The organism is Nostoc sp. (genome assembly GCF_036917615.1).
GTDB lineage: Bacteria > Cyanobacteriota > Cyanobacteriia > Cyanobacteriales > Nostocaceae > Nostoc.
In genome coordinates, this window is sequence record NZ_JBALCZ010000046.1 from 13,767 (window position 1) to 29,686 (window position 15,920).

Consider the following 15,920-nt stretch of genomic DNA (forward strand, 5'->3'; position numbering starts at 1 on the left):
CTCAACGCCCTCAATAAGTTACTTCACTTCGCTGGGTTCAAACTTAGTCACCTTACCTTTTTTAATCGCTACAATTACATCGTAGTACGAACAGTAAGCGAATGTGACATCATTAGCTTTGTTATAAAGGTTAACTACGTGACCTGCACCACCTACCTGGATACCAATTGGCTCCAAGTCACCATAAAAGAAACGACGCAGTTGATCACCACTACCAATCTGACCCTTACTCTTAGTTAGCAAGTCTATTTTCTGTGTTAGAGTCATCTCTTGGGCTGCTGATGCCTGCACTAATAACGGATTGATCACCTTTAATGGTGCGTCCCAAACTGTGAGAAAACCAACCAAAGCGACACTTGTAAGTATGGGTGCAAGTTTCATGTTTTACTCTCTTCTTTGTTTTATCCTGAACATCCCAAGCATCTCAGGTGGCAGTGAGAGCTGATTGAAACTAAGCAACTATTTTCATGAATTTATCCCTTAAGAAAATTTAGTTAATTCTCAGCATTTTCTCAGGCAATCATGGTTGCTCAAAGTCACAGCATAATTTAAGTATTTTCTCAACAAAACCTCATTCAGAACTGGATGACGGCAACTTAATATAATGAGCAATGCTTTCATTGCAGTAGTATTATTGTGACTAGACCCAAAAGCCCACATCGTCTAATCCATAGAATTTCCGGACAAACATATCTTTGGCTAGCAATGCTAATTTTTGCAGCATCTGGCGCAGTTACCCGGAAGCTAACAGAAATTGGTGCTGAACACTTCATAGGCGCTCGCAATCCAATTTCTTTTTGTAATGTTTTATTCGTGGGAAACCTTTGCGCCTTGATACTTCTGATCCTAATCTATGGGCGACAGTGGAATAAGGCGACTTTGAAGCAACTCTCAAGTCAGGATTGGGTCAGTTTAACAGCAGTAGCTATTTTATCGGGAGCATTGGCCCCTGGCTTATTTTTCCAGGCACTCGCACTCACAGGGGTGAACAATGTCATCTTGGTGGGACGCTTGGAACCGCCTCTAACTCTGGCTTTATCAGTCTGGTTATTGAGGGAACGGGTAAATATTTGGGAATTTATCGGAGCGATCGCTGCTTTTGTTGGCGTTATCTTAACTATTATCCTTCAGCCCCCAACAGAAGCGATGATGAACATGGGAGGTTTCAGTTTAGGTATAGGGGAACTTTTGGCAGCAGTAGGATCTGTGGCCGTAGCCGCTTCCACGATTATTGGTAAGAAATACCTTTCGCAGATACCTTTGGGAATCTATAGCATCTTTCGGACTGCACTAGGAACCGTAATCTTTTTCCTCATTGCTTTAGTTGTCTATGGCAGCGATCATTTTGCTGATGTCCTCTCACCGTTCTTGTGGCAATGGATGTTTTTGTATGGTGGGTTGATTGTAGTAGTAGGTCAGTCTTTTTGGATTAAAGGCTTGAAAACTTCCACTGTATCTATGGCTTCCTTAGTTAACTCATTTAGCCCAATTGTGGGCATCCTAGCAGCTTATTTAATTTTGGGTGAAGCCCCTACCCTACCTCAATATATTGGTGGTAGCTTGATTTTAGTAGGTCTATTCTTGAGCCAAGTTGGTATTTGGCGTCAGACTTCTAGGATTGCGTCTGGCAAGGTGAATTCTACTCAAGCGCAGCAACAGGTAGAAACTGGTATGGGATTCAAGGGGATTTGAAGGAGGCGGAAAAATTTTAGATTTTGGACTTCGGCTTCTCTACGAGACGCTCTTGCGTTCGCTCAGTCGAACGATTTTAGATTGAACAATCTAAAATTGCAAATCCAAAATTGCAGGGGCAGGGGACAGAAGGGAAGAAAGCTTATGTCCTAAGCCTTTGCGTTATTTCTAACTGTGCAGTTATTATTGCCTTGCGGTACTATTATGTCAAAATGAAAATACCCGATACCTCAAGGTGAGCGATCGCTCCCAAAGCTAGATTAAAGGATTGACCTGAGCAATGGCAGACGAAACCAATCACAATCAAGCGGGAGAGATAGCTCCCAGCACTGTTGACAAGCAAGCTCCCAGTGTGGCTGAAGAACACGCTCCTAGTACAGATTCACCCGAAGCCACAGATATTCCTACTGCCAACGCGCCAGATCCTAAAGCCGCAAACCCCGAAGATAATCCCAATGCTGCTAAACCAGCTGCTGTACCACCCAAGCGAGAAAAACCCGCAGCCGCAGCTAAAGCCGCAGCAGGCGAAAAACCCGCAGCCGCCGCAGCAACAGGAGAAAAACCAGCCGCCGCAGCTAAAGCCGCAGCAGACGAAAAACCCGCAGCAACAGGAGAAAAACCAGCCGCCGCAGCTAAAGCCGCCAAAAAGGAAAAAGTCCCCGCTGTTGAAGATAAGCCATTTGTAGAGTTCATCGAGCAAAACTACTTGCCAGCTTTACAAAAAGCGATCGCTCAAAAAGGCGTGCAAGATTTACAGGTGTCTTTTGCCAAGCAGAAGGTGCCAATCACTGGCTTTGAATCCGCCGAAGAATGCTGGCAAATTATCGGCAGTTGGAAAGAAACTGGTCGGCGTCAGTTTAACCTGTATTTCCCTGAAGAAGATATTCAAGGGAAAAAGGGATTTTCCTGTAATGAAGGCAAAAAACCTAGCACTCTTGAGTCATTCTTAATCGATGAGCGTAGAGTTACACTCGATTTGTTGGTATTTGGCTTAGTTCAGCGCTTGGACGGTCAAAAGTGGTTAGGTATAAATTAGTTATTGGTTATTAGTCATTAGTCTTTGGTTTTTGATAAAGAAAGAAGTCTAAGCGGAGGCTTCCGACTATCAGAACTTTGGGGACAAATGACTAATGACAGTTGTTTAAAGTTCGTGGAAATGGTAGATAACGGCTCCAGTATTGGGGTCGTTATCAATTTTCACATAACCTGATTTATACATTTCATTGAGAGTAGCTTCCACTTCAGCAAAGCTAGCTCCTGTGTACTTCACGCCTTGAGTGACAGTTAAAATACCACCTTTGCTTTCCGCGGCTTCGATTAGTTTAATCATGAGTTGGTTACCAGTTGGCCGATGGACTTGAGAGGCAACCACTGCTTGATTTAACGGTACACCCAAGGGAGATACACCCGCTTTTAGTCTCAGCTTGTGTTCGTATTCGTCAACCATACCGGGCATGATGAACAAATCCACGAACTGCCCTATACCAAACACACCACCGGTCAACAGCCACAACAACCCAGTCCCGATCTTGCCATTATAGAAACGGTGCAGTCCTCCTAATCCGAAAAAGACTGCTGCACATAAAATGTAAGAGACAAGAAGTCGGTCTTTATGCTTATTGTTTTCAAGATTCATCTTGTTTTCAACTCTTTAGATTTGCTCTTGTTATTTAAAATAGCTTTTATACCAAGTATAAACAGTTAGACTTACATTTTGTACCTGGCAATTTTTGTAGGTAGGCACTGCTGTTTGCTCCAACTCTGATTTTAGGTTGTGGGCAGCGTCCAACCTAAAGTTATCGATAAGGGTGCAATATATCACTATATTAATTGGTATTTTTAAGTAATTATGCCAGTCATAGATTGTTAATTTTAAGATGAGCAACGTATTGAGAAAACCGCATGAATTTATTGTAGTAAAAACTACAGAAAATTCCTGAGATAGCAGTGCTTTAACAAGACAAGAGGAGCGTACTACTCCACTGGATCAAAACAATACTGATCACTGAATTACGTTTATTTGACTACTAATCTGCGATTTTGGATTCCGCAAACATTGAATTATTGTTGCAACTCTTAATGTTTTGCTTACTAGTTTCTAACCCGCACCTTGGTAAACTGAACTTTATACAATTGGATTATTGTGGGCTGTTACGCCTTGCCAGAGCTTTACCCTTGGCTTTTTGGTGAGGCAGTCGCTCAAAGGGGGTTTCCCCATGAGGAACTGCCGTTAGCGTAGCGGTAGCGACTATGTGTAGCATCACCCGAAAGGTCTACTTAAGATAATAAAGACGAAAGAGCAATCAAGACATGGTAGATTCCCTCAAAAAACCAGGCTTTGAAGAAATCCGTCCAGGGATTAAAGTCCCGGCAAAAGAAACCCTGTTAACACCTCGGTTTTACACTACCGATTTTGATGAAATGGCGCGGATGGACATTTCCGTCAACGAAGACGAGTTAAGAGCCATTCTCGAAGAGTTTCGCACTGACTACAACCGCCATCACTTTGTTCGGGATGCCGAGTTTGAACAATCCTGGGATCATATTGATGGGGAAACTCGCCGATTGTTCGTTGAGTTTCTAGAACGTTCCTGTACGGCAGAGTTTTCCGGCTTTTTACTGTACAAAGAACTTGGTCGTCGCTTGAAAGGAAAAAGCCCCGTCTTGGCAGAGTGCTTTAACCTGATGTCACGGGATGAAGCGCGTCACGCTGGCTTTTTGAACAAAGCTATGTCGGACTTTAATCTTTCCCTAGATTTAGGGTTTTTGACTAAGAGCCGCAATTATACTTTCTTTAAGCCGAAATTTATCTTCTACGCCACTTATCTATCTGAAAAGATTGGTTACTGGCGCTATATCACCATTTATCGCCACTTAGAAGCACATCCCGAAGACCGGATTTATCCAATCTTCCGGTTCTTTGAGAACTGGTGTCAAGATGAAAACCGTCACGGCGATTTCTTCGATGCGATCATGAAATCCCAGCCGCAAATATTGAATGATTGGAAAGCACGGCTGTGGAGTCGGTTCTTCCTGTTATCTGTGTTTGCGACAATGTATCTCAATGACATCCAACGCAAGGACTTTTATGCCACCCTTGGACTGGATGCGCGAGAATACGACATCCATGTTATTCAGAAGACTAACGAAAACGCAGGTAGGGTGTTCCCGCTGATGTTGGATGTAGAGAATCCAGAGTTTTATCAGCGGTTGGATACTTGTATAAGCAATAATCAGAAGCTGAGTGCGATCGTTAACTCCAACACTCCCAAATTCCTGCAATTCTTCCAAAAACTGCCGCTTTACATCTCCAATGGCTGGCAGTTATTGCGGCTGTACCTGATGAAGCCAATTGATACTATTTCTGCTCAAGGGGCAGTTCGTTAAGTTATAACAGGTTTGCGAAAGCTTTAGTGGTTCTGCTGATTGCAGAGCCACTTTTTTTATCAAAAATATTACCATAAGGGATATTAGTACCGCAAGGCGGAAGTCAAAAGTCAAAAGTCAAAAGTCAAAAGTCAAAAGTCAAAAGTCAAAAGTCAAAAGTCAAAAGTCAAAAATAAAGTAGGTAGTCAAGGTACGCAAATCATTGAAAAATCGTTTGCGACTACCCATTTAGAATATGACCTCTTGGTTACAAGTAATAGTGATAGGACTTACGCAATAACCCTCTAAAAGTCTTATTCCTTTGTGTCCTTCTCTACGAGACGCTATATGCGAATGCGTTCTTTGCGGTTCGTTTTTTTATGATTTTGCGTAAGTCCTGAGTGAGTTCAAGCCAGTTAGTTAAATATTGCAGGTTGGATATCTCGCAAGGGAATTTGATTAACCCATCGGTAATTATAAAAATGCCAGTCCAGTTCATGACGTTTCCTGACCCCGATATGGCTAATTTCTCCGTTAGCATCAAGGTATTCTAACCAATCAGACAAAGCTGTACCTCTACCGCTCAACCTCTTGTCAATTCTTAAATTTAGAATTGCTGACTGGGAACGACAAATTGCGAAATTATCTCACCAGATTATTGCAGGCGCACAGATACACTACCTGCATGGGCAGGTAAACCTTCTGCTTCTGCTAAGGTCACAGCTGCTTTGCCTATTGTCTGTAATGCTTGTTGATTGCATTCCAAATAAGTAATCCGCTTGAGAAAGTCGTATACACTCAAGCCAGAGGCAAATCGCGCAGAACGTGCAGTCGGCAGTACATGGTTGGGACCTCCTAGATAATCGCCAACTGCTTCTGGGGTATAACGTCCTAGAAACACGCTACCAGCACACTTAATTTGATTGGCAAACAATTGTGGGTTGTCTGTGCACAATTCCACATGTTCTGGAGCTAGTTGATTTAGCAGTGGTATACTTTCTGCCAAATCGCTGACAATAATCACGGCTGCATGATTTTGCCAACTGGCATTGGCGACTTCTTTGGTGGGCAGGTTGGCGAGAATTTGCTCAACCGCCGCTATTACTTGCCCCGCAAAAATTTCCGAATCAGTAATCAAAATTGACTGGGCGCTAGGATCGTGTTCTGCTTGCGATAGCAAATCCCAGGCAATCCAGTCTGGGTTATTATGTTGGTCGGCTACTACCAGAATTTCTGAAGGCCCGGCGATGCTGTCAATGCCAACCGTGCCAAATACTTGACGTTTAGCTTCAGCAACATAAGCATTACCGGGCCCGACAATTTTATTTACGGGGGCAATGCTTTCTGTACCATAGGCTAATGCTGCGATCGCTTGCGCCCCACCAATGCCGTAAATTTCCGTGACACCAGCAACTTGGGCAGCTGCGAGTACGGCGGAATTAATCTCACCGCCAGGCATCGGTACTGTCATAACGATTCGTTCCACGCCGACAATTTTGGCAGGTAGGGCGTTCATCAGTAAAGAACTAGGATAGCTGGCACGTCCTCCAGGTACATAAATTCCCACTTGAGATAGCGATATCCAATTTAATCCCAGTTTTACCCCGGCTGTATCCGTGTAGCCAATATCTTGCGGTAGTTGTTTTTCATGGAAAGCCACAATCCTCTGGGCAGCAAATTCCAGCGCCGCCTTGACATCAGCAGGACATTGTGCAGCGTGTTCGGCAATAAAGGTTTCGCTCAGATGCAAAGACTGGGGATTGTAGCGATCAAAGCGGCTAGTATAGTCCTTGACTGCGGCATCACCACGCACTTTGACATCAGCTAGAATCTCACGTACTGTCCCACTAACATCAACTGTAACTTCCCGGCGATCGCTGACAAGGGTTTTGAATTTACTAGAAAAATCTTTGTCGGTAGTTTGAAGCAGTTGCATAGATAGTATCTTGCAAGCGGTGATTTCTCTAAGTAGTTTAACATGAGTTCGACAGGTTGAAAAAATTCAGAACTTACGCAAAATACCTCTCAAATTCTCATTACTCCGTGTCCTTTGCATCTGGAGCAGTAGCCTGCGGCAAGCCCTCCGGGTGACGCTCGTTCCTCACTAACGCTGCGCTAACAGCAGTCGCTTATGGGGGAAACCCCTTTCTCTACGAGACGCTCCGCGAAGGCGCTAGCCTCTCCCTTTGGGAGAAGACCGCGCTGCTTCACCGCTTTGCGTCTACGTTAACAAATTGACTACAAAGAGTTTTAACCTTAACCAAGCGTATTGGTATATGTAGTTTTGCTGTAAACAAACAGATGACAGACTGATCAAACGGAATTGGAATCATCAGACAAAAACCAACTCTAGTTTCAACCTTTGAACTGCTAGTAAAAGCAATTACACCGAGTTAAGCTGATTTTTCCATTCTGATTACATCTGGGATGAATGTTTGATGCTTGGCTGCTTCTGCCTCGTAACATTTGAGAATCAGTGATGTCATCTGAGCAAAATCACTGACAGAGGAAATAATTACTTTTGACGTGGCATCCCCCACAGAAGCTGTTACTTCCTGCACTTCAAAATTTGAAGCTAGAGACTTTACTTCATCTACACTTAACCGAGTAATAAAACTTTTTTTCTGCGAAGATAGATACAGCCGCAGAAACCACCAGGTAGTTTTACCAAGATTGATGCCAAAGTAGGAGGTAGTATCTTTGTATTTGAGTTCAAAACTGTAGCTCTTTGAAGTTTGCGTAATTGCTTTAATTGTTTCAAAAGCTGCGATTTCTTCAGCAGTTGTTACTACTTTTGATTCTTGAGGGTCTTGGGGTTGTTCCTCTTCTTCAATTTCTGGTTCTACTTCGACTTTGACAGGTTGAGACATTTCTCGGCTAAGTGAGCTTGTCATTAAGTCTAGTAAACTTCCCTGAATCGACTTTTTAACAATTGCCTTGAATTTCTCAATTACTCTAGCATTAATATTACCTTGAAATTCATATCTGTGGTCAGAGGAACGCAGTTCAGATACCAAGAAACGAACAAATTCTTCAGAGGGAGAACGTAAAATATTTCCTACAAGCTGAGTCATACCTTTTACATAAACCATTTCTTCAGCATGGCTCGTAATAGGTGTAATATCAAAATTATCACGATGAAAAAATTTGAGATTATCAATATCTTTGGTATCATATTCCAGGATATTAAAAGTAAAAAATGGCTCCTTATCCATGACATTTTTATCACGCAAGTCTGTAAAGAAACGGTACTCAATACCATTTGTGACAATCGCTACTTTTGTTGTCAAAAGTGCATTAAAATATTTGCTCAATTGTCCATCATGTGCTTCCGCTTTTTGACCACGGGCTTTTGCCTCTACGAGCATAACTTTAGTACCGTTAATAGCTAAGGCGTAATCTACCTTTTCAAACTGTCCTGCTCTTCTAATAGCAAAGTCTGCCACGTATTCCGGCATTACTTCACTAGGATCATAGACATCGTAGCCAAGAGCACTCAAAAAAGGAACAATCAGTGCCATTTTAGTAGCTTCTTCGCCCACAACTTGGTCAAATCGCTTACGCACTTGTTCAGACAGTTTGGTAATATCTTCAATGAATCCCATTTTGCTTACTCCTGGTAAGTTAATGATTTTTGATACATTTTTTTTGTAAAATAGGAGCGATCGCAAGGTGATATGGTAGATTTGAATTGAAAGTGTTAGCGCGATCGGCTTCTTTATCACTCCTATAAAAGTATTCCCAAATAAGTACTAGCCTGTAACACTCATAACCTGTTTATAAGTGCAATGGCATTGGTAATGAATAAGAATAAATTAGAATGATTTTTGATAAAGCCTTAGTCTATAGTGGTTCTCAAAAGAAAAATGCTCAAGCTAATTATTCAAGCCCCCGGATAAATCCGTGGGGCCTTTAATGCAAGCTAACTTGTCGCTGCTTTGTTTTGATTCTGGTTGCCATTTTTGCTGTCGTTGTCGTTCACACTGGCAATGAATGACGGTTGCTGTGAACTGGGAACTGGTGACTCGCCTCGCAGTCCCTTGTGGCGCTGGTTCTTAGGAACACCTCCTGCCATGCCATACTCCACACTGCTTTTACCATATTGAGTAGCAACTCCCAACAGCATATGCTCTGCCATATCTGCCAACTCGCGCTCTGTTTGGAGCATTTCATAGTACAACTTATCGAGGTTGGAAAGGGCAGTATTGTATAAATTCTCTCTAGTTCGCATCGTCTCGATTAGGGTAGAAAAGGCAGGTAGCGTCAGTCCATTGCCTACATTTAAATTCGGATCAATTGAGTTAATGCCAGCAGCACGACGCGCTGCTTTTTCTAACACCTGAGAGGTTCTTTTTCTCCGAGCCATGATTTGAACCTTGTAATCCAGTACGGTTAATATTCTTGACTTTAAAAAACTTTCGTATTGATCAGCTTGAGAGAACTCCGGCAATTCTCCAATGATTTTGTTACATAGCGATTGTTGTCATGAATGCGCGATATACCGAAATCAGAAAACAATCAAGCTTTTGAATAAGCAATATGTCTTTTTGCTTGCTGAATCTACCGAAATCAGCAAGCAATCAAGCATTTTGAATAAACAATATACCTTTTTACTTGCTGAATCTACCGAAATGAATACGCGATATACCGAAATCAGAAAGCAATTAAGCTTTTGAGAAAGCAATATGCCTTTTTGCTTGCTAAATCTACCGAAATCAGAAAGCAATCGAGCATTTTCAGAAAGCAATATGCCTTTTTGCTTGCTAAATCTACCGAAATCAGAAAGCAATCAAGCATTTTGAGAAAGCAATATGCTTGATTGCTTATTAAAATTGACTGATCAGGTAAACTGTTCCACTTTTAACTTGCATAATTAGGGCGCTCATGTTGCCCACCCTACAAGACTTTGATTAAATTTAGATATGCAAACTAGATGTGGAACAGCTTATTAAAAGCTTGACAAGCTTAGGTAAGATATTTTACTTTGAGATGAGTATGTTGAAACTGATCAACGCATCTCAGCCGAACCTTAAAAACTGGATAATTCCGTTGAAATGCGTCGAGTTTTTGAGCTAATTGAAAGTTGTTGAGCGCGAATTGTCTTTCTGCAATTGCGAATTATCTTGGTCAGCGAAGGTTTTGAACTCGATCGCATCATGGCTACAAAAGAGGCGCACGTCACTACTGTGGTCGAGCGATAACGCACGTAACTTTTCTTGATTAGAAAGTCGAGCCTTGCGGTCTACCTCCATCATCCACTGGTAGGCACGCAGACCAGGTGTGCAAACTCGTTTATCAGAGCCGATCTCATGTCGGTAAAAGTAAGCATCGCCTACATGTAAGAGCCAGCCTTCGGATGTCTCAATGGCGATGCCTGCATGACCCCGTGTGTGACCGACGAGCGGTATAAGGAGAATTTCGGGCGGTAGTCCTTCGAGGTTACGTACTGCCTCAAAGCCGAACCAAGGTTCACCACCAGCCGAATAATATTTCCAATTTTTTACTTCGTCCCACTGGCCAGGACGGTAACGTTGCGATGAGATAAAGCCGTGCCGTTCCTGCGCTGCTTCAATCTCACTGAGCATTACATGCACGGTTGCTTGTGGGAAATCTTCTAACCCGCCTGCATGGTCAAAATCGAGGTGAGTAAGCACTATATGGCGGACATCACGCGGGTTCAAGCCAAGCTGCTCAATAGCCGCAACCGCCGTGTATTTTTGTTCAAATTTGATTCGATTCAAATTCATGAAGAAGGGGCTAAGTCTTGATAATGGCGCTTTGATATCGCGCTGGCCGAAGCCTGTATCGATGAGAACGAGTCCCTGATTTGTCTCGATGAGCAGACAGTGACAGACCAGACAGGCTGTCAGCCCACGACTAAAACCGTCGAAGAGTGCCCCACCAATCGGGCACATACAACCGCAATTAAGATGATGAATACGCATAAATTATTCTACCGAGCATCAATCTCTTTTAAAGACGAAAAAATATGGATCATCAACATACCTAGGAGTGAACAAATTTATGTTTTTACAGGATTTGATTGCTGAGTTACTTTTGCTGTGTATGTCTAAAGTCTAGTGAAATCGATTTGCGGGTTTGACTTGTTTGGGTTGGGATTGTGAAAAAGAGCCTGACTCGCTACGATCGCATTAGAAACTTATCGCATCTGAGTATGGCAAAGCAGGACGCTCCACTCACCGGAGTTGCGCTGATTAAAGAAGTCTGTCGGCGGATTCGGGTAGCCCGTAGCTATTGGGATGCTCACAATAACGCTGCCTGTCGGGGTGAGCGCGATCGCGCAATCTTCCTTTACAATACACTCAGCAAGGAACAAAAAGAGCAGATTCCGCAAGTGTTGCGGGTGTGGCTGCGCTATCGCAGTGAGAAGTATTTTGGCGCACACCGAACACCGCCCAAATCGGCACGAAAATCAAAATAGTCCTTACCAGGGCAACACCTTGCCGTTGATATGCCAAAAGATACCTGTGTTGTTGATTTATCTAGATATTTTTTACTGTATACAGCAGATTGCAGGTAAATTAAGTACACAGGTAGGGGCACAGCACTGCTGTGCCCTTAAAATCATCTGTACCTCACCGGCGTTGCAATCTGCTGTATGTATATTTCTGAAGATTTTTGCCCATTCACTCTAGTTTATTAATTAATTTGCCAAATATGGATAGTGCTATCCTCATTGCTACTAGCGAGGGTTTTACCATCTGGGCTAAGAGCAAGTCCTAAAACGGAACTGGAACCATCCTGAAAGGTGTGCAACAATTTCAAAGTCTCTAAGCTCCACAGTTTAATACTGCCATCAAAATTGCCGCAGATCAGAATTTTTCCATCCGGGCTAATGGTAAGAGATTCAACTGAACTAAAATTGTCAAGAAACTCATGCAGCAGTTTTCCAGTTTGAAGATTCCATAACTTCAGGGTGCTAATTGCACGATTTCGAGAAACTAGTTGACCAAAACTGCCAGTGACCAGCTTTTTGCTATCTGGAGTAATAGCAATAGCATCAACTCCGGTTTTGTGTCCTTTGAGAATATAGCGTGTTTTTTTAGTTTGCAGATCAATGAGCCTAATTGTATTGTCATCGCCACCCCCAGTACTCACAAGGGTTTGCATATCAGGGCTAATTGCAACCTTACTCACAAAGTCTGAGTGTGCAGCAATGGTATTAAGCAGCTTTAGCGTGTGTAAATCCCAAAGCTTAATTGTATGATCATCACTGCCACTAGCAATCAATCTACCATCTGAACTAATAGCAACGGTTTCTACTGGCTGGGTATGTCCACTTTCGATGTTAAGCATAAGGAAAGTGCGTAAATCCCAAACCTTCATTGTTGGGGTGGTTATCCCACCACTTACAATCCGCTTGCCATCTGGACTAATAGCAATTGAAGTAATACCATCTGAGTGAGCATCTAAACTACGCAGCAATTTTCCAGTCCGGAGATTCCAGAATTTAATAGTATCATCTCTACCTCCGCTAATCAGGGTTTGCCCATCCGGGCTAATGACAACTGCTCGAACACCAAAAACCACTTTTTGATGTCCAGTCAGTGTGTGAACAAGTTGAATATGTGATTGAGACTGAGTAATTGTACTCCTGTCAATGGGAGGATTGGAACTGGAAGAATGTACATCAATGACAATCACAGTGATGTTTACTGCAATCGCTAAGGCTGTAATAGCTGGTTTGGATTTGAGGAAATTTAATAATTTCATGGCAGTGAGGAACGCAGTTATTATATAACAGGGTTCCCATTTGATGGGGTGCATAGTTTACCGCCGTAGGCATCGCCCTTCATCCTCTTCATTAAAGTGTTCGCGTAGCGTCTCGTAAAGCCTGTGGCATAGCTACGCTTAGGGCGCAGCCTCTCGTAGAGAAGAGAGGAAATATGCCAGCAGGAATGTCTGCCAAATCTAACCAGTAAATAGACTTATCAATTGCTATGTGTTTTCTAGTAGATTACTAGCCAGTTGTAGCGTTCGCGCAGCGTCTCGTAGAGAAGCGATGACTGAGCGCTGTAAGTTGCCTGAGAAGTGATTCTACAGCGTTGAGCCAACAACTGGCGATTTGTGGAGCTACTGAGGCATAGGGTAAACCATTCCTCATGTAACCTTTGGGCTATCCGGTTCTCTTGATATCTCATTTAAACTGCAAAACAAAGACTTGTAATGCCAAATTGGCAGAATCTTTCTGTCTTCATTTTAAGTGTCACCGTCACTTCACCTTTTTCTTAACGCAGGAATGCAAAGAGTTGATGCAGTCTGGTCAAATACCTCTACTAGTTCAATAGATAACTTTTAGCAAAGTTCGTTAAGCACGTCCAATTTAGGTCGGTTGTTACACACACCAGTCTGATTGTGATTAGTCATAATGTAGTGTAGTAGTGCAATATCTTGCACTGTTACAAAAGCTAAATACAGAGGTAAACTATGTTTCCTTTTTGGGGTAATCCCTGTTATGGAAGCGAACCCATTTCGCGCAAAGCTGGCTTAGAACGGAAATTAAAATTCTTGATTTGGATGCGAGATGATTTAGAGTCCAAACTGGCTGGCCTTAATGCTTCTATTGATACCATTCGGCAGCAAATAGAACGCTCAGACTCAACTGTTTAGAACTTAGTTCTTGCATTTGTACTTGAGCCGATTGTAACTCCTTTGTGACAGAGCGCTGTATAATGGGCTGCATCAATGTTGTAGGTCTTTGTGCAGCGCCCTGTCATAAACTGGCGGACAAAAGAGGCAGTCTTGAAAAACGAAGCCCAGTCTTTTGTGTTGCTGCAACTAACCTTGAATAAACAGAGTTTATTAATATCTGGAAATTAGAGCCGTAATCGTCACTTAACGTGCCAAAACTTATAAAAATGAAAAATATTATCTCGATTGTTTGGAATAGCTGGTTCAAACGGCACAAAGAATCTATTTTACTATTTGACTCAATTGCTGCCGCTAATGAGATTGCCTTTATGCTTAACGGTCAGTGGGATGGCTGCAATGGTGTGATCATCGCTAAATGTGATGAGGTAGCTGTTAACACTGCTACTAAACTATTAGAAGCTACATGGTCTTATCAAGGCGCATCAAAAGCTGTTTTAGACAGAGTAACAACTGATGAAATTTTACGCCGTTATGCAATGGGAGAAAAAAATTTTATTAATGCTAATTTGAGGGGTGCAATACTTGCATCAGTGAAGCTGAGTGAAATTAACCTAAGTTATGCAAAGTTGAGTTTAATAGACCTAAGTCAAGCCAATCTAAGTAAAGCTGATTTAACAGCGGCAGACCTAAGTGAGGCTAATTTAAGTGGAGCCAACCTGAGTCAGGCATACCTAATGAGGACAAACCTGAAGGGGGCAGACCTGCAACAAGCTTCACTGAGGGGGGCTAACCTAAGTAGCGCTAACTTAAGTGAAGTTAACCTCACTGATGCAGATTTAACAGGAGCGAATCTATCACTAGCAGACCTAAGAGGGGCAAATTTTAACTTCTGCAATTTGAGTGGGGCTAACCTAACAGGTGCCAAGATAATTGAAAGTGACTTGGCTTTTGCTAAACAATGAGTACGCTTGGAAGCGATTGGACTTAGGTGCGGTTTGCTTAAGTAATCAACAATAATAATGTGCGATGGCGTAGCCGCCCGCCGTAGCCATCGCGCAGTATTCAGGGTAACGATTTTCAGCACTTTAATGCTTACTACAAAGTATTGTTTATCTATGCCTATCCACTTAACAAAGTATTGCCAAATTTAATTCGCAATAAATTCATGAAATGGTGTGCTTAGGTAATTTCTTACTTTAATCTGGAACCACAATATTTTCTAAACCCTTTTCTGCTGGTGGAAATTGTGGGTTGATTGCCTCTAGAGTGTCTGCGAGCGTTCGAGCTACTACCAAGTTACGATACCACTTATTGTTTGCAGGTATGACATACCAGGGAGCATGAGCAGTCGAGCAATTGTTAATCATCTCCTCAAATGCCGCTTGGTAGTCATCCCACAGCACCCGCTCTTTTAAATCGTTGCTCGAAAACTTCCAATGCTTATCTGGATCTTCTAACCGACTTTCCAAGCGCCGTTTTTGTTCGTCTTTAGAAATGTGAAGAAAAAACTTGATAACAGCAATGTTATTGAGTGTTAGCATATGCTCAAACTCGTTAATCAACTGATAGCGATCGCGCCAAATATCCTCCGGTACTAGCTGTTTGACTCGCACAATTAACACATCTTCGTAATGAGAGCGATTGAAGATGCTAATCATCCCCCGTTGTGGTGCCCGCTGGTGGTAGCGCCAAAGAAAATCATGGCTTAATTCTTCATCGCTGGGCTTTTTGAATGGCCAAACCTGACAGCCTTGTGGGTTAAGACCACCGAATACATGTTTGATGGTACCATCTTTACCCCCGGTGTCCATCGCTTGCAGCACGATTAGCAAACTGCGTTGGTGTTCAGCATATAACCGTTCTTGCAAATTTTGCAACCGTTGACGCTGCTTTTCCAATTCTTCCTCAACATGCTTCTTTTTCTTGTAGTCCTCGCAGGCATTTGGATCGAAATTAGCCAAAGTGCTGGGCTGTCCTGGGTGAACTCGGTAGCGAGGATAGTCTGGTTTAGGCGGTGGCTCGTCAACAACGATTTTTTCAGGTGCCATTTCCTCGGCATATTTGGTTGTAATCTTTGCTGCCGCTTTTTTTGTCTTACGAGATTCTGCTGGTGTTGCGTTGCTGTTGGCAGTTGAAGTATTATCGGTTGAACTATTTGACTGGTTCATAAGTTCTTTTAACTTTTAACTTAGATAGAGTTTACAGTGAAATATCCTTAATTTGCTTAATTTATTCAAGGCTATCTGGTC

Annotated in this window: 17 protein-coding genes; 6 read left to right on the plus strand and 11 right to left on the minus strand. The window is 42.6% G+C overall.

Annotated features, from left to right (window positions below):
• Positions 1-18: 18 nt before the first annotated feature.
• Positions 19-381 carry a hypothetical protein gene (locus tag V7K85_RS15370; RefSeq protein ID WP_334814506.1) on the minus strand — a complete coding sequence of 121 codons (363 nt, stop codon included), beginning with the start codon at positions 379-381 and terminating at the stop codon, positions 19-21.
• A 255-nt stretch (positions 382-636) separates the two neighbouring features.
• Here V7K85_RS15370 and V7K85_RS15375 point away from each other — a divergent pair, with 255 nt between their 5' ends.
• Together V7K85_RS15375 and V7K85_RS15380 are read left to right on the plus strand one after the other, a co-directional pair.
• A complete protein-coding gene (locus V7K85_RS15375) occupies positions 637-1,692 on the plus strand; it encodes a DMT family transporter (protein ID WP_334814507.1) in 1,056 nt (351 codons plus the stop codon).
• A gap of 280 nt (positions 1,693-1,972) precedes the next feature.
• Complete coding sequence (locus tag V7K85_RS15380; RefSeq protein ID WP_334814508.1) at positions 1,973-2,728, plus strand: DUF2996 domain-containing protein; 756 nt, start codon at positions 1,973-1,975, stop codon at positions 2,726-2,728.
• Between the two features lie 105 nt (positions 2,729-2,833).
• On the opposite strand, the gene V7K85_RS15385 is transcribed toward V7K85_RS15380, so the two are convergent.
• Both V7K85_RS15385 and V7K85_RS15390 read right to left on the minus strand, forming a co-directional pair.
• Positions 2,834-3,328, minus strand: coding sequence for a TM2 domain-containing protein (locus tag V7K85_RS15385; protein ID WP_334814509.1), 495 nt, complete (start codon positions 3,326-3,328; stop codon positions 2,834-2,836).
• A gap of 502 nt (positions 3,329-3,830) precedes the next feature.
• The gene (locus V7K85_RS15390; protein ID WP_334814510.1) at positions 3,831-3,953 is read right to left on the minus strand and encodes a hypothetical protein; all 123 of its coding nucleotides are present in this window, start codon (positions 3,951-3,953) and stop codon (positions 3,831-3,833) included.
• A gap of 49 nt (positions 3,954-4,002) precedes the next feature.
• Here V7K85_RS15390 and acsF point away from each other — a divergent pair, with 49 nt between their 5' ends.
• Positions 4,003-5,079 carry a magnesium-protoporphyrin IX monomethyl ester (oxidative) cyclase gene (acsF, locus tag V7K85_RS15395; RefSeq protein WP_334814511.1) on the plus strand — a complete coding sequence of 359 codons (1,077 nt, stop codon included), beginning with the start codon at positions 4,003-4,005 and terminating at the stop codon, positions 5,077-5,079.
• Positions 5,080-5,474: 395 nt separating this feature from the next.
• On the opposite strand, the gene V7K85_RS15400 is transcribed toward acsF, so the two are convergent.
• The 5 genes from V7K85_RS15400 to V7K85_RS15420 all read right to left on the minus strand — a co-directional run bounded on the left by V7K85_RS15400 (position 5,475) and on the right by V7K85_RS15420 (position 11,003).
• Positions 5,475-5,624: a hypothetical protein gene (locus V7K85_RS15400; RefSeq protein ID WP_334814512.1), complete on the minus strand. Its 150-nt coding sequence runs from the start codon at positions 5,622-5,624 to the stop codon at positions 5,475-5,477.
• Positions 5,625-5,713: 89 nt separating this feature from the next.
• A complete protein-coding gene (gene hisD / locus V7K85_RS15405; protein WP_334814513.1) occupies positions 5,714-6,994 on the minus strand; it encodes a histidinol dehydrogenase in 1,281 nt (426 codons plus the stop codon).
• A gap of 457 nt (positions 6,995-7,451) precedes the next feature.
• Positions 7,452-8,663, minus strand: coding sequence for a type I restriction endonuclease (locus V7K85_RS15410; RefSeq protein ID WP_334814514.1), 1,212 nt, complete (start codon positions 8,661-8,663; stop codon positions 7,452-7,454).
• A 317-nt stretch (positions 8,664-8,980) separates the two neighbouring features.
• A complete protein-coding gene (locus V7K85_RS15415; RefSeq protein ID WP_334814515.1) occupies positions 8,981-9,424 on the minus strand; it encodes a hypothetical protein in 444 nt (147 codons plus the stop codon).
• A 706-nt stretch (positions 9,425-10,130) separates the two neighbouring features.
• Positions 10,131-11,003 (minus strand): MBL fold metallo-hydrolase, encoded by an 873-nt coding sequence (locus V7K85_RS15420; RefSeq protein WP_334814516.1) that lies wholly within the window; start codon positions 11,001-11,003, stop codon positions 10,131-10,133.
• Between the two features lie 230 nt (positions 11,004-11,233).
• Here V7K85_RS15420 and V7K85_RS15425 point away from each other — a divergent pair, with 230 nt between their 5' ends.
• Positions 11,234-11,500 (plus strand): Precorrin-3B methylase, encoded by a 267-nt coding sequence (locus V7K85_RS15425; protein WP_334814599.1) that lies wholly within the window; start codon positions 11,234-11,236, stop codon positions 11,498-11,500.
• 218 nt (positions 11,501-11,718) lie between these two features.
• Here V7K85_RS15425 and V7K85_RS15430 read toward each other — a convergent pair whose 3' ends face one another.
• Both V7K85_RS15430 and V7K85_RS15435 read right to left on the minus strand, forming a co-directional pair.
• Positions 11,719-12,792, minus strand: coding sequence for a WD40 repeat domain-containing protein (locus tag V7K85_RS15430; protein ID WP_334814517.1), 1,074 nt, complete (start codon positions 12,790-12,792; stop codon positions 11,719-11,721).
• A 236-nt stretch (positions 12,793-13,028) separates the two neighbouring features.
• Positions 13,029-13,220 (minus strand): hypothetical protein, encoded by a 192-nt coding sequence (locus tag V7K85_RS15435; protein WP_334814518.1) that lies wholly within the window; start codon positions 13,218-13,220, stop codon positions 13,029-13,031.
• 286 nt (positions 13,221-13,506) lie between these two features.
• On the opposite strand from V7K85_RS15435, the gene V7K85_RS15440 reads away from it, so the two are divergent.
• Both V7K85_RS15440 and V7K85_RS15445 read left to right on the plus strand, forming a co-directional pair.
• Positions 13,507-13,689 (plus strand): hypothetical protein, encoded by a 183-nt coding sequence (locus V7K85_RS15440; protein WP_334814519.1) that lies wholly within the window; start codon positions 13,507-13,509, stop codon positions 13,687-13,689.
• 248 nt (positions 13,690-13,937) lie between these two features.
• Complete coding sequence (locus V7K85_RS15445) at positions 13,938-14,633, plus strand: pentapeptide repeat-containing protein (protein ID WP_334814520.1); 696 nt, start codon at positions 13,938-13,940, stop codon at positions 14,631-14,633.
• A 234-nt stretch (positions 14,634-14,867) separates the two neighbouring features.
• Here V7K85_RS15445 and V7K85_RS15450 read toward each other — a convergent pair whose 3' ends face one another.
• Positions 14,868-15,839, minus strand: coding sequence for a polyphosphate kinase 2 family protein (locus tag V7K85_RS15450; RefSeq protein ID WP_334814521.1), 972 nt, complete (start codon positions 15,837-15,839; stop codon positions 14,868-14,870).
• Positions 15,840-15,920: the final 81 nt, after the last annotated feature.

Bases quoted from the DNA above. Each gene is read 5' to 3' on its own strand.
- V7K85_RS15370 (WP_334814506.1), bottom strand. From the start codon at position 381: ATGAAACTTGCACCCATACTTACAAGTGTCGCTTTGGTTGGTTTTCTC.
- V7K85_RS15380 (WP_334814508.1), top strand. From the start codon at position 1,973: ATGGCAGACGAAACCAATCACAATCAAGCGGGAGAGATAGCTCCCAGC.
- V7K85_RS15385 (WP_334814509.1), bottom strand. From the start codon at position 3,328: ATGAATCTTGAAAACAATAAGCATAAAGACCGACTTCTTGTCTCTTAC.
- V7K85_RS15390 (WP_334814510.1), bottom strand. From the start codon at position 3,953: ATGCTACACATAGTCGCTACCGCTACGCTAACGGCAGTTCCTCATGGG.
- acsF (WP_334814511.1), top strand. From the start codon at position 4,003: ATGGTAGATTCCCTCAAAAAACCAGGCTTTGAAGAAATCCGTCCAGGG.
- hisD (WP_334814513.1), bottom strand. From the start codon at position 6,994: ATGCAACTGCTTCAAACTACCGACAAAGATTTTTCTAGTAAATTCAAA.
- V7K85_RS15410 (WP_334814514.1), bottom strand. From the start codon at position 8,663: ATGGGATTCATTGAAGATATTACCAAACTGTCTGAACAAGTGCGTAAG.
- V7K85_RS15415 (WP_334814515.1), bottom strand. From the start codon at position 9,424: ATGGCTCGGAGAAAAAGAACCTCTCAGGTGTTAGAAAAAGCAGCGCGT.
- V7K85_RS15420 (WP_334814516.1), bottom strand. From the start codon at position 11,003: ATGCGTATTCATCATCTTAATTGCGGTTGTATGTGCCCGATTGGTGGG.
- V7K85_RS15425 (WP_334814599.1), top strand. From the start codon at position 11,234: ATGGCAAAGCAGGACGCTCCACTCACCGGAGTTGCGCTGATTAAAGAA.
- V7K85_RS15430 (WP_334814517.1), bottom strand. From the start codon at position 12,792: ATGAAATTATTAAATTTCCTCAAATCCAAACCAGCTATTACAGCCTTA.
- V7K85_RS15435 (WP_334814518.1), bottom strand. From the start codon at position 13,220: ATGAGATATCAAGAGAACCGGATAGCCCAAAGGTTACATGAGGAATGG.
- V7K85_RS15440 (WP_334814519.1), top strand. From the start codon at position 13,507: ATGTTTCCTTTTTGGGGTAATCCCTGTTATGGAAGCGAACCCATTTCG.
- V7K85_RS15445 (WP_334814520.1), top strand. From the start codon at position 13,938: ATGAAAAATATTATCTCGATTGTTTGGAATAGCTGGTTCAAACGGCAC.
- V7K85_RS15450 (WP_334814521.1), bottom strand. From the start codon at position 15,839: ATGAACCAGTCAAATAGTTCAACCGATAATACTTCAACTGCCAACAGC.